Source organism: Methanosarcina spelaei, from assembly GCF_002287235.1.
GTDB classification, from domain to species: Archaea; Halobacteriota; Methanosarcinia; order Methanosarcinales; family Methanosarcinaceae; genus Methanosarcina; species Methanosarcina spelaei.
On the sequence record NZ_LMVP01000043.1, the window covers coordinates 1 to 13,672 of the forward strand.

11 protein-coding genes are annotated in these 13,672 nt (G+C 39.0%); 4 read left to right on the forward strand and 7 right to left on the reverse strand.

Annotated elements, in window-relative coordinates:
* Window positions 1-193: 193 nt before the first annotated feature.
* Entirely contained in the window at window positions 194-409 is a 216-nt protein-coding gene (locus ASJ81_RS03570) for a hypothetical protein (RefSeq protein WP_095643280.1), read from the reverse strand.
* A gap of 385 nt (window positions 410-794) precedes the next feature.
* Window positions 795-1,016 carry a hypothetical protein gene (locus ASJ81_RS03575; protein WP_170943173.1) on the reverse strand — a complete coding sequence of 74 codons (222 nt, stop codon included), beginning with the start codon at window positions 1,014-1,016 and terminating at the stop codon, window positions 795-797.
* A 1,480-nt stretch (window positions 1,017-2,496) separates the two neighbouring features.
* Here ASJ81_RS03575 and ASJ81_RS03580 point away from each other — a divergent pair.
* A complete protein-coding gene (locus ASJ81_RS03580; RefSeq protein ID WP_095643282.1) occupies window positions 2,497-3,954 on the forward strand; it encodes a cobyric acid synthase in 1,458 nt (485 codons plus the stop codon).
* A gap of 908 nt (window positions 3,955-4,862) precedes the next feature.
* On the opposite strand, the gene ala is transcribed toward ASJ81_RS03580, so the two are convergent.
* Window positions 4,863-5,843: an alanine dehydrogenase gene (gene ala, locus ASJ81_RS03585; RefSeq protein ID WP_095643283.1), complete on the reverse strand. Its 981-nt coding sequence runs from the start codon at window positions 5,841-5,843 to the stop codon at window positions 4,863-4,865.
* A 197-nt stretch (window positions 5,844-6,040) separates the two neighbouring features.
* Here ala and ASJ81_RS03590 point away from each other — a divergent pair, with 197 nt between their 5' ends.
* Complete coding sequence (locus ASJ81_RS03590) at window positions 6,041-6,766, forward strand: DUF434 domain-containing protein (protein WP_095643284.1); 726 nt, start codon at window positions 6,041-6,043, stop codon at window positions 6,764-6,766.
* Window positions 6,767-6,953: 187 nt separating this feature from the next.
* Here ASJ81_RS03590 and ASJ81_RS03595 read toward each other — a convergent pair whose 3' ends face one another.
* On the reverse strand, window positions 6,954-8,003 hold the full coding sequence (locus ASJ81_RS03595) for a tetratricopeptide repeat protein (protein WP_095643285.1): 1,050 nt from the start codon (window positions 8,001-8,003) through the stop codon (window positions 6,954-6,956).
* Between the two features lie 313 nt (window positions 8,004-8,316).
* Entirely contained in the window at window positions 8,317-8,706 is a 390-nt protein-coding gene (locus tag ASJ81_RS03600; protein ID WP_170943174.1) for a hypothetical protein, read from the reverse strand.
* A gap of 451 nt (window positions 8,707-9,157) precedes the next feature.
* Between ASJ81_RS03600 and ASJ81_RS03605 the strand changes: the two genes are divergently transcribed.
* Entirely contained in the window at window positions 9,158-9,979 is an 822-nt protein-coding gene (locus ASJ81_RS03605) for a serine/threonine protein phosphatase (protein ID WP_095643286.1), read from the forward strand.
* Window positions 9,980-10,197: 218 nt separating this feature from the next.
* Here ASJ81_RS03605 and ASJ81_RS03610 read toward each other — a convergent pair whose 3' ends face one another.
* Complete coding sequence (locus tag ASJ81_RS03610) at window positions 10,198-11,385, reverse strand: tetratricopeptide repeat protein (protein ID WP_095643287.1); 1,188 nt, start codon at window positions 11,383-11,385, stop codon at window positions 10,198-10,200.
* 656 nt (window positions 11,386-12,041) lie between these two features.
* On the opposite strand from ASJ81_RS03610, the gene ASJ81_RS03615 reads away from it, so the two are divergent.
* Window positions 12,042-12,446, forward strand: coding sequence for an FxsA family protein (locus ASJ81_RS03615; protein WP_095643288.1), 405 nt, complete (start codon window positions 12,042-12,044; stop codon window positions 12,444-12,446).
* A gap of 341 nt (window positions 12,447-12,787) precedes the next feature.
* On the opposite strand, the gene ASJ81_RS03620 is transcribed toward ASJ81_RS03615, so the two are convergent.
* Window positions 12,788-13,489 carry an LrgB family protein gene (locus ASJ81_RS03620; protein WP_245859759.1) on the reverse strand — a complete coding sequence of 234 codons (702 nt, stop codon included), beginning with the start codon at window positions 13,487-13,489 and terminating at the stop codon, window positions 12,788-12,790.
* Window positions 13,490-13,672 lie beyond the last annotated feature (183 nt).

Sequence of the window (13,672 nt, forward strand, 5' to 3'; positions counted from 1 at the left end):
GGTTTTGGACCTCGTTCTCCCATAGTATAAATATACGATTTTCAAATATATAATACCAATTAGATACAAATTGACCATCCTAAATTTCTTATTGGTATGAAAATACAATTGGTTTTGGATCAGCTCTAAAATTACTCAGTTATCGTTTTGTCGTATTTCAGCTAAATCTTCAAAGTTACTCATTTTTATTCAGTTATTTTCCATAATTGCGTCTGGATAGGGAAACAAGACCTTTAGCAATCCCCAGTGCGATAATTCCTATCAACGCTGCGGTTAAGAGAACCATAAACAGGTTTTCCTCATCAGCAAACTTGAACATGAAGTAAAATAAAATGATATCTATTATTGCTCCAATGCCCACCAAGGCTATTGCCGGGCCTCCTAAAGCTTTTCCATTATCCCTGCTCATTTTCCGATCCATCCTGAAATAATTATTGTTAAATTAAGGTTTAGGCTTATTGTATTCAATTGGATTGTATTCAATTGGATTGTATTCAATTGGATTAATAAATTTTCAATAAAGGAGAACTATTTTAGTAAACTTTTTTGTAATAGGAACCAGAAGCGGGAATTCATGGATAAAGTAAACCTGTAGTTAAGCATATTGGTTCCTGAGTTTCATCAGAGAATTGAGGTAATTGCATATAAATCTTAGGAAAATACTACAGCCTTATCGGTAAACAGATAAATTTTTCAGCAAATCATTAATTTTCAGCAAATCCGTTACTGCTTCTCAACAGATGTGAATCTTCCGAAAGGTGCCCCAAAAAACCAAATTCGTTAAAAGATTAATATCAGAGAAATTCCAGACACAGAGATACGTAATACTCTCTTGCGATCCTCTTGAGCCAATCAGGCACAATGTAATATTTGTCAACTATAAGCTCATTCAGATAATATAGAGACTCCTCGGTTTTACAGTCACAGAGTCGCCTTACTGCCGTTCGTCTTCCCCACGCCGATCTTTCATTGTCCAGGGCTTCAAGGTAAAGCTGATATTCTCTACTGTTTTCCATTACATTAAAAATATCTGCCAATCAATATAAATATTTGTATTGAGATTCAGGAATTAAAATACGTTATAAATACAATCTGCGTGACACCTTTTCATGCACTTACTTAAGAGATTAAAGAGAATTAATAAATTAAAAAAGAATAGTAAATTAAAAGGTAACTAAAACACAACAGAAAAAATATCATAAGACAAATAAACTCAGGATAAAACATTCATTATAAAATTTCGTACATTATATAAAATCGTACATCGTATAAAATTTCGTAAAAACGTAACCTGTTAGTAGAACCAGTGTCTAAAAAAGATCATAAGGATTTCGTTTTGAAGATAAAAAGAATCCAGATTCTTAAAAAACTGAAATAACAAGAAAATAGAATTCTCATACAGTGATCAGTTGATGAGAATTCCTGAATAAGATTTTTGTTCGCTATTGTTCGCTATGCTTTGGTATGTAAACATTAACTAAAAACGTATATAATTAACTGAAACTAATTTTTAAATTCAAATACATATTGGTTAACATTGAAATGTTTAATGTGAAAGATAATTTTAACAACCTTGCCATTTTTTATCAGCATTATCATTTTTAACAGCTTTATCATTTTTTAATAGCTTTATCATTTTTAACAGCTTTATCATTTTTAACAGCTTTATCATTTTTAACAGCTTTATCATTTTTTAATAGCTTTATCATTTTTAACAGTTTTATCATTTTTAACAGCTTTATCATTTTTTAATAGCTTTATCATTTTTAACAGCGTCATTATTTTTAACTTAATTAAACAATTACTAGTGTAACTACAAAAATGAAAAAACATAAGAGAAAAATTATCAGTACTTTGCCATTGTTTGCAGATAGTATCTGGTTTTACTTATCCGAAATGTGGAATTAACTGTCCAAACAATTAGGTAATAATTGTGTTATTGAGAATACTTTCGAATTGAGAATACTCTCGATGGCAATTATTCAAAGGATTTCAGGGTTGGCTTTGGCTCATCCTCTGGTTTTATATCCTGTTTTTCGGTCTCAGAAGTAACTCCCTATCCCTGAAAAAATGCTCACAGTTCAACCATGCAATATGTACTTGCTTTCCTCTGCTGGAGGGCCATCTATAGTAAAAGCTGGAATGGGCAAACTAATAAGTAAAAGAAGAAAAAAGCGTAGCTTTTATTGTTTTTTTCCCTATCTGATTATCATAAAGATTTATTTGTGATATTTAAAAGAAATACAACTGGAAAGACAGTATTTTCATGTTTAGCTAAAAAGTAAAAGCATGAAACTCAGCCAATTTTTAAAGTAAATAAACAAAACGTGCAGTGAATCCGAAAGTATTTATTCTTTAGTTGAAGAATAAGAAAAGAAATATTAAAAATAAACAATTTTACTTGATTTTCATCCTCAGGAGAAAAATAACAGCTAACTTATAACATTATAAAAGTAAATTTAAAAAATAGGTGTTCGAGCAGAAGGTGTGGTAAAAATGGAAAAGAAAAGCGTCTTGATCCTGGGAACTGCCTCCCATGTTGGGAAAAGTTCAGTTGTGACTGCCATATGCAGAATTCTTTCAAGAGAATACAGGGTTGCCCCCTTCAAGGCTCAGAACATGAGCCTGAATTCCTGGATTACAAAAGACGGAAAGGAAATCGGAATTGCTCAGGCAATCCAGGCAAAAGCCGCAGGTACCGAGCCCACTGCTGATATGAATCCTGTCCTTCTAAAACCCAAAGGAGACTGTGTTTCCCAAATAATCCTGCTGGGAGAACCTTACGCTGACAGGAGTGCAGGTCAGTACTACGAGTCCATTGCAGAAATGAACGAAGTCCTTGAAGGAGCTCTCGGAAGGCTCTGCAAGGAACATGATATTATTGTTATGGAAGGAGCTGGAGGGGCTGCTGAAATTAACCTCTACGAAAGGGATATTGTAAATATCGGCACTGCAAGGCTCACAGAGGCTCCTATAATCCTTGTTGGAGATATAGAGAGAGGAGGCGTTTTTGCAAGCCTCTACGGTACAGTTGCACTTCTTCCAGAAGATGTACGGAAAAATGTCAAGGGATTTATTATAAACAAATTCAGAGGCGATCTGGAAATCCTGAAGCCGGGCCTGAAACAACTTGAAGAAAAGACCGGCATTCCGGTACTTGGAGTCCTTCCTTATTTCAAGCTTAACATTCCTTCTGAGGACTCGGTCTCACTTGAAGATAAAGAAACCGAAAGAAACGAAAAAGAAATCGAGATCGCAGTTATTCGCCTGCCAAGAATTTCGAACTTTACGGACTTCGAGCCCCTGGAAGGATCTGCTAAAATCCGCTATGTGGAGCTTGATGAAGACCTGGGTACTCCAGATGCAATTATGATTCCGGGCACAAAGAATACGGTTAACGATCTGCTCGATCTTAAGGCAAGCGGTATGGCCGAAAAAATCCAGGCTTTCAAGGGAAAAATCCCGGTTTTCGGAATCTGCGGCGGCTATCAGATGCTTGGCAGGACAATTTACGATTCCGGAGTTGAAAACGGAGTCGAAGCCGAATTCGAAGGCCTGGGACTTCTGGATATAGGGACAAAGTTCGGAGAATACAAAAAGAGAACAATCCAGGTCACGAAAAAGGTAAACGCTTACGGCCCGATACTTGCTCCAATAAACGGAGAGGAAATAAAAGGGTATGAAATCCATATGGGCATAACCGATTCTAACCGTAACATCTTCGGAAATGACGGTGCAATCGATGAGACAGGTCTGGTAATTGGAACTTACCTGCATGGGCTCTTCGACAATAAAAATATAAGGGATGCCTTTATGCGATATCTCTACGAGAAAAAAGGACTTGAGTACAGCCCTGAAAGCGTCATGACCGAAAACGATGCCTACGAAGAACTTGCAAATGTAGTTGAGCAGAACCTTGACATGGAAAAAGTTTACGAAATAATAGGAATCTGAAAAGAGGTCTGAAAATTGCAGGCGTCAGAACCTTCAGGTGTACAGGGCAGAGAACCTGATTAAACTTTTTAGAAAAGGTATTGGGTGTAAAAAAGCACTGAGCATAAAAAGTATTGAGTGGTTTCAGGAGAACATTGAGAATAGTCGGAAATAAAAACCTTGAATATTTGGGGACAAAGTACGGTATTCGCTAGGGGTATAACCGGTCTCCAGAAACCACCAAATAATAAGTGATTTATTGCCAGTTATTTATGCATTGTGAATTTGTTCTATTATAGTTTCGAATTTTAAGATTTATATTAAACTTCCCTCACCCCTAAGCAGGAAAGAATACCTATACTTATTTTATTCGTTATTCATTAGTTTCAATGGTCCTAACTAATTATACTACAGACCATATCGTGTAAGGGAATTTCCCATTTGGACTTTACGATCACGAAAAAGAAGTAAAGTGCGGGAAAAAAAGATCCATCTTTCCTATGTTCACCACTACTGACCGACACAGCTCTGGCTTTAATCCGCTACGACTATGTAGCGACCAGAAAAATCGAAGACACGAACAGTTTTACCTCTAAAAATTAATCCGCTTGCCAGAAGGAAAGAAATATTCTACCTAAAATTGTCTCTTCAGCGCAACCGCTGTGCCGCAACCGTTGCGCCGTTTGATCACGCCTATAGGGTTTGTGGATAAGTTTTTCAAATCCAAACGTTACTGAATTTTTCGGTCAAGCCTTTTTGAAAAGGGTTGTGATCACGCCTATAGGGTTTGGAGATAAGTTTTTCAAATCCAAACGTTACTGGAGTTTTCGGTCAAGCCTTTTTTGAAAAGGGTTGTGCCACAACCGTTGAGCGGTTGATCACGTCGTTGCCATAGTTTTTCGCTCAAGCCTTTTTTCAAAAGGCTTGGTTCAGAACATAAGAACTTGCTTGCCGAGTCCTTTACTGACAGCCCTCTCATAAACAAGGTGCGCGCTTGCAACATCCTGAATGGCAAGGCCTGTTGAATCGAAGATCGTAATTTCCTCATCACTTGTCCTGCCGGGTTTCAGGCCGACAATTACTTCACCGAGTTCGGCATGGATATCGTTTTCCGAAATGTAGTGCTTGGACAGAGGAACGTTTACTTCTCCGGAGTGAAGGGCCTGGACAATATCGTCCACAATTATTTTAGATCGGAGTAAAATTTCGGGGTCAAGCTCTTCTTTTCCTACTGCATCAGCCCCTATTGCGTTTATGTGAGTACCTTCTTTGATCCACTGGGCCTTTACGATTGGTTTTCTGGTAGGAGTGGTCGTAACAAGGATATCGCAGTCGCAGACCTTCTCAATGTTTTCTTCGTAACGGATTTCACAGGGAGTAATATCTGCCATTTCCCGGATAAACTGTTCAGAGCTCTCCTTTGTCCTGGAAGTGACCCTTATCAGCTCAGGCTGAAAAACCTCGCAAAGAGCCTCAAGCTGGGTCTTCGCCTGGTTTCCGGTCCCAACAAGGCCTATGATCTTTGAGTCCTTCCTTGCAAGGTATTTTGCGGCAATTCCTCCTGCAGCTCCGGTCCTGACATCAGTCAGGTAGGTTCCATCCATAATTGCTACAGGAGCCCCTGTCTCCGGAGAAATAAGGACAATAAGTGCCATTACCGTAGGAAGCCCACGAGCTGGGTTTCCTGGGTGGACGTTTACGATTTTCACGCCAGTAATGTTCTCCTCTTCAAGATATGCAGGCATTGTCCGCAGGTCCCCGTTATACGCTGTATAGTAAAGATAGGACTTGGGAGGCATCTGGACCCTACCAAGACCATGCTGCCTGAAAGCCCTTTCTACTACCTGCATATCAGAACTCATATCCATAACACTTGTTACTTCTTCCTGAGCCAGCCATAATATTTCCATAGTAAACCCTCCAGCCGGAACCGTAAGCTGGCTCACAGCTGAAAACTGAGATAAATTGAACAGAACCTAAATAAAAATCAAAGAAGCTAACCGACAGTCTGAGATCACATTAGTATTTTTATTTTCGCAAACACGTATATATAACATATATATTCACTCATTTAAAGAACTCCCTTCCCAAAAGGAGAAAACCATCAATGAGAGATATGTATGTAAGTTCAGCCGATCTTTCCGGTCCCTGCCTGAAAGATGAATTACTCAAAGAAAAATTACTCAAACCTGCACGAGATATCCGGAGCATACTCCGATGGGGCTATCCGAAATTTGCGACCATTCGTTTCGTGGCTGACCACTTCCAGCTCAGCCTGGAAGAACGACATATTCTCACAAGAGTAATCATGCCCCCGGACAGGATAGTTTCCAGAATAAATAAAAAAGTGGAATGCACAAGCATAAAAGATAGAGATCTTCTCCTTGACGGATATAATGTCCTTCTGAGTGTGGATAGTCTACTAAAAAAAGAATCCATGTGGTTTTGTGATGATGGGTACATAAGGGACACCCGCTACTATTTCAGCAAGGCAAAACAAGCCGAAGATATCGAGGAAGCCCTTAACGCAGTCCTCAAGTTTCTTTACGAAACAGGTCCAAAATCAGTTATTTTTCTTCTTGACGCCCAGATCAGCAGAAGCGGAGAGCTTGCAGGCTTCATCCGACATAAAATGGAAGAGTACGGAATTTCAGGTGAGGCAAGAACCTCAAAAATTGCGGATTTCGAGCTGAAAACTGAAGGGGGAAGTTCGGAAAAAAAGATAGTTTTGGCAACTTCCGATGGAATTGTTATAGATTCGGCTCTCGAGGTACTCGATATCCCTGCCTGCCTGATGGAAAAAATGGGAATTGAACCGATCAGGCTGTACTAATCGGTTACCAAGCACTCCGGTATCAGGCATTCTTTTATCAGGCATTCTTTTATCAGGCATTCTTTTATCAGGCATTCTTTTATCAGGCATTCTTTTATCAGGCATTCTTTTATCAGGCATTCTTTTATCAGGCATTCTTTTATCAGGCATTCTTTTATCAGGCATTCTTTTATCAGGCATTCTTTTATCAGGCACTCCGTTTAAAGAACTCTGCCTGCCTGTAAATCTCTTCGGCTGCTGCATACTTCCCTTTCTCTTTTAGTAAATCCGCATACCCGTTCAGGGTCCTGAAATGTCCGGGGTCAAGCTCAAGGGCTTTTTTGTACTGTACCTCGGCTTCGTGCCTGTGCCCGAATCTGGCAAGCAGCCTGGCATACTCACAATGAGCTTCAACATCTTCAGGGTTTACTTTAAGAGCACACCTGAAGTGCACTCTTGCCCCGTGAATAAAACCATGTTCTGCAAGCAAACGGGCATAAAAAATGTGCGGGCGTGGATCATCCGGATCGGCTTTGAGGGCTACTATATAATGTTTCTCAGCATCAAGCGGTTCTCCTTTTTCTTCAAGGAGACGAGCATAGCGAAAATTGGATTCCACATGGCCAGGCTCAAGCTCAAGTGCCCTGGTATAATGATAACTTGCTTCGGTAAATTGCCCGCGTTTGGAAAGTAGAGTTCCGTACCCACAGTGGGCGTTCACATTCTCCTGGTCAAAAATCAAAGCTCGGCTATATACTTCTTCGGCCTCATCCAGTTTTTTGAGCTTGTAAAGCAGGCAGCCATATTTGCAAAGCGTATCTACGTGGAAAGGATTGAGTTCCAGAGCCTTTTCATATTGAACACGTGCAGCATCGTTTTTGCCTTCCTTCACCAGAACTGCTCCATACTCGCAAAGTGCGTTGACATTCCTGGAATTCTGCTGGAGAATTTCTTTGAATTCCCGTACAGCAAGTTCATCTTGTCCCAATAAAAAAGCTGTTTTTCCTGCCTCCATAAGGGCATCTTCCCGAGCTTTTCCAGAGAATAGCAAAGCACAGGCTCTGGTAATTACATACTTCTCCCTGTACATAGAATCTTTACCAAAAATAGATGAAAGTTTCAGCAGGATTTCCTGGGAAAGCGAATGCTCATCTGAGAAGGAAACGACAAATTCAATGACCTTATCAAAGTCACAGTTATCAGCCGCAACTCGTTCGATTACACGAAAAACCAGCTCGTTTACAGCATCAATCTCCATGTCTAAAAACCTCCTGAAATTTACCTATAAAAAGATTCTATTCGGCTGAACATAAATAGTTGGCCGTCTTACTGCCATATTAACACGAGAGGACGAACTTTAAAATAGTCTAAAATATTGGAAAAGTGATCAATACTCGAAATTCAGAAAAGTGAGAATGAAAAAGAGAGAATGAAAAAGAGAGAATGAAAAAAAGAGAATGAAAAAAAGAGAATGAAAAAGATTATTCCCTCTGGAGTCTTCACCTGAAGGATTTCTAGTTCATTCAGATTTTACTATATCGCAGTTCAATTTCTATGAACTCACTTATTACTCAAGCCCTTTTTACGTGTAAACTGTATCGAGTTTCTACGTCATATGTACCCTGCAGTTCTTCTTCGGTCAGGATTCCTTTTTCTATCAATCTGCTGAGAGTCTTTCGATCAACTGATTCGACTATATCCCAGAGATCTTTCTTCATAAGATATGGTTTTAACCTGTTGATACGCCAGAGTTTCCATTCAACCTTCTGCCGCCTGAGTTCCACATCTCCGATTCTCAATAAATCGATATCTTTTTCTGTCAGGGTACTAAGGATATGAGTTCTCAACTCCTCTCTGCGTTTTTCCAGAATTGAGATTGCAGAGACAATATCATCATACTCAAGCACAACGTCTGTAAGATCCATGTCTTCAGGGTCCTGTTCATTGATATCAAGTTCCATACATCCGCCTCCTGTCGAGATAGTGACTCATTTTTTTAAGTAGAATTGATTTATAATTTTAAATTGTCTAAACTTTCTGTTATCTGGATTTTTTATACTCTGACTTTTAGTTGCCTGAATTTTTTGTTTTCTGAACTCCAGTTGTCTGAATTTTTAATTGCCTGAACTTTAATTACTTGAACTATTAATTTTTATCATACTTGATTTTAGACTTTAACACTATATGCCTGCTACACTATACGCCTGCTACACTATAAGTCTGCTACACTATACGCCTGCTATCACAAACAAAAACTGGGAATTTGACAGCGTAAGGGTACGTGAAAGATTTACTCTTGAGGCCTGGAAATATTTATCGCACAAAAATTCCCTGTATATACAGAAGGTTTTCAGATCAGCTTCCATAAGAAAGCCATATGAAAATTTCAGATTGGATCCTTAAGAGAATTTATTGGACAGAGGTGAGCCAGTAGTGTCAGGAAAGATCTCCAAAAAAATTGCCGCAAAAGAAGAACTTCTTCTTCTTCTTCCTAGAATAGACCGTGTTTTGGAGTCGGAACCTGCCGTGCTTCGAATTAATGCCGAGCCAGTAATGGTAATAGGGGATATTCATGGGGACCTTGAGGCTCTTGAGTTCATACTAGGAAAAAGACAAGAAATGAACTGTGAGAACATTCTTTTCCTCGGGGATTATGTGGACAGAGGGCCCCAGGGTACTGAAGTCCTGATAAACCTTTTCCGGTTGAAGCTTGAAGATCCCGAGCATATTTTCCTGCTCAGGGGAAATCACGAAACTGTGGATATGAACCTCTACTACGGCTATTTTGAAGAAATCGGTTTTGATCGGAGTTTTCTTTCAAGTGTCAGCCGGACATATAATAAAATGCCGATAGCAGCTGTACTTTCGGGAAATACATTTTGCGTGCACGGTGGGATTAACGGAACAGGCAGCATTGAGGATATAAGAAAGGAAGAAGACTTTGCTTTTCCCTATTTATGGAATGATCCTTCAAAGCGTCCCGGACTCACTGCTTCAACCCGAGGTTCGACTGTAAAAGAATTCGGGCCAGATATTGTAGATGGCTTTCTACATACAAATAACCTGAAAAGAATCATAAGGGGTCACACAGCCCTTGAGGATGGATACAGGTGGTGGTTTGACGGAAAACTGCTCTCCCTTTTTTCCTGTCCTGACTATGTTGGACTAGGAAATGCGGCGGCTTTTGTACTATTTGAAAAAGAAGAGATTAAACTTTTCGTCTTTGGAAAGTAGTAAGAACAAAAGAAAGTCTACTCGAAAGAAAACTACCTGAAGAGAAAGTTTACTCCTTGTTAACAATTAATTTTCCCTGAAAACTCATATAGTTTATTTTGATATGTCAGTCAATGTTCAGGGAATCAATGAAAAATAGAAAAGAAAATGCCGGGGTTGGATGTTGTTTTATTAGAAACAAATTAGGGAAACATTAGATAAGTTCCGAACTTTTTCTTTTAGTCCAGAATAATCCAGGTTTCGGTCATTTTGCTTCCTATATCCGGATCTAGCTGCATGGCCTTCGTATATTCCTTTTTGGCTTCGTCAAAACGTCCCATCTTTCTCATAAGAAGACCGTAACTGTAGTGAATAGGGGGATAATATGGGTTCAGGATAAGAGCCTTATCATACTGGTTCTGAGCCTCTTCAAAGCGCCCGATTTCCGAAAGAAGATTTCCGTAACTGTAGTGTCCTTCTGCACTCTCTGGATCCAGACTGAGCGCTTTCTTGTATTCCATTTCAGCTTCATATCTTCTCCCGAAGCGGGCCAAAAGATTTGCGTAATTTGAATGGACTTTTGCATCGTTCTGATCAAGGGCAAGAGCTTCCATATAGTTCGCTTCGGCTTCCGAAACCCTGCCTTCTCTTGCAAGGAGATTTCCGTAGTTAAAAAGGGTCCGTCTATGCCTCGGATTAAGAGAAAGAGTTTTTCTGTACTCAATCTCGGCTTCTGAAGAGCGCCCCAGAAAAGAAAGTAAAACTCCGAAGTTATGGTGGAGACTTGGATCTTCAGGTTCCAGTTCTATTGCAAGCTTGTATTCCTTTTCCGCATCCCTGAGCCTTCCCAACTCAAATAGCAGATTTGCATATCCACCTCTGGCAGGAACATAGTCAGGATTCGCCTTAAGTGCTTTTGAGTAGTGCTCTTCGGCTTCCCTTACGTACCCATACTCAGTCAGAAGGCAAGCATATCCTGCATTCGCTTTTGCATGTTCTGGAGAAGCTTCAAGTACCTTTTTATATTCCTTGTCAGCAGCCCCTATCCTTCCAAGCTCTAAAAGAAGTTCGGCATAGGCACACCTCACATCTTCGTTCTCTGGACTTTCTTTTAGAGCCTCCAGATAGCTTGCCTCAGCTTCAAGGGAAAAACCCAGAATATGCGCTGCAGTGCCCAGCACAAAACAGGCTTCTTCACGGAGCTTTCCGGAAGCTTTTATGTAACAGGCCTTTGCGAAAACATATTCTTCCATGGCCATTTTCTGCTGCTTACAGGCATTCGAAAGGTCAAGCAAATCATTGGGGGACAATGACGTTTTTTCCGCAAGATCCAGGGTAAAATCAACTGCAGAACACAGATTCTTCTGATCGGATCCTATAGTCCCAATAACTTTATATACAAAGTCATCAATTGCATCGAAGTCCATATATCCGGCACCTCAGAAAAACAAACACTCTTTTAGGGGATAGTGTAACTATCTATCTTTGTAACATCCGGAGTATATTTTGCGTTTTATAGAATATATTAGTGCGCTAGTATTGCGCACAATCTTCGGTATAATATTATTTCATTCAACAGTGCGTTATATCACGAGCATAATATTATAGCAATCATATAACAGACTATCCCTTATTATCGTTAAATAAAATGGTTCCCTCTCAAAGTAACAGCACTTCTCTGACATAAACGAACTTTGCAGGACAGAAATAATCTTGTTAAGGCAGGAAAAATCAAAAAAATAAGCAGACATTTATAAAAACAAAATGATTATTGTTTTCAAATGAAAAGAAAGATTTAGCAGAAAAATTGGGAGGGAATGGAAATAAATAGACCTTAGAGAAAATAGTTTTTAAATTAGGTAAATCCAATTTCAAAAAGGTAAAAGTAAGAAAATATGATCTCAATAAGGTAGATCAAAATAAGGTAAATCAAAATAAGGTAAATCAAAATAAGGTAAATCAAAATAAGGTAAATCAAAATTTAGAAGCATACTTTAACTATTACTAACGTGTACTAAAGTGTTAATAAGTACTATCAGCAACAACAAAGATATAAAGATTTAAAATCCTGAAAATGATTAACATGTTTTTTAAACTCTTCTCGATTTTCCTCCTCATCCCTATTATCGAGCTTTATCTGCTCATTAAGATCGGGGGAATGATTGGGGCCTTAAACACCGTATTCATTATCCTGATAACCGCAAGCCTGGGCGCTTACCTTGCAAAATCCCAGGGTTTCCGCGTGCTCCGCGAGATCCAGGAAGCAACAAGCAGGGGATATATGCCCGGAAACGAACTTCTGCACGGGTTCTTTGTGTTAGTTGGAAGTTTTGCTCTTCTAACTCCGGGTTTTCTGTCTGATATAATAGGGCTTTCCATGCTCATACCACAGATAAGAGAAATCTATGTGAAGATGGCAAAAGGAATTATAAGAAAAAAGATACAAAATGGTCAGTGGCAGATGAAAATGTACACTAATTTTCGATGACTTGGAAAAACCCGTTTAAAATACCGGGTAAAGCGTAATATTTGTGGGTAACACTTTGCCCCAAACTGGAATTTTTATTTAATATTTGCATCTGAAATAGAAATTTTTACCTATTTGAAATTGGTCATTTGTCATTCAAGTATTTGTCATTCAAGTATTTGTCATTCAAGTATTTGTCATTCAAGTATTTGTCATTCAAGTATTTGTCATTCAAGTATTTGTCATTCAAGTATTTGTCATTCAAGTATTTGTCATTCAAGTATTTGTCATCAAGCTTTTGTCATTCAAGTATTTGTCATCAAGCTTTTGTCATAAGCGTTTGTTCGTCAATCATTTGTCATTCAAGTTACAAGCCCGAAGACATAAAGCAGCAGGGGAGCCCGAAAAATCGTAATCAAGCCTGCTATCCCTATTGCAAGTCCGCTCATTGCCCCTTCGGTTTCTCCAAGTTCTATTGCTCTTGTTGTTCCAAGTGCATGAGATGCCGTGCCTATTGCGACACCAACTGCAACTTTATCTTTTATTCTAAAGCATCGGCAGATAAACGGACCCAAAATAGCACCTATAATTCCGGTAAATACGATTGCAGCCACTGTTATTGCAGGTAGGCCGCCTATTTGTCTTGAAATTTCAATTCCTATAGGAGTAGTTACGGATTTGGGAGCAAGAGACCTGCTTATGGTGTCGTCAAGTCCTAATAGGCTGGAAAGAGCAAGAATACTTGAGATTCCGGCTATGCAGCCTGCAGTTATTCCTGCAAGGATAGGAAGAGCATTACTTTTCAAGAGCCGGATCTTTTTATAGAGAGGAACTGCAAGAACCACAGTTGCAGGCCCGAGGAAGAAAGTAATATAATTTCCTCCAAGGTTGTAAGTCTCATAATTGATTCCAAAGATGAGAAGGAATACCATTACAAGTACAGAAGCCACAAGCAAGGGGTTAAGAATCGAAAGTTGAGTTTTCTTATATAATAATGTGCCTGCCTGGAAAGCTATTAAAGAGAGTAAAATTCCAAACAGGGGCATATTGATAAAATCACTCAAAAAATCGGTCTGCAACTTCAGCTCACCTCTTTTGTTCCGTTCTCGTAGGCATGTGCTTTTTTTGTTTTTGTTCCAGATCCACTTTTATCATCTTTATGGCTCTTCGTCGTATAAAATGGGTAATTATTTATAATAAAAATATAATATAAATAAGTATTATATTATTTGATAAAAATAACTGCA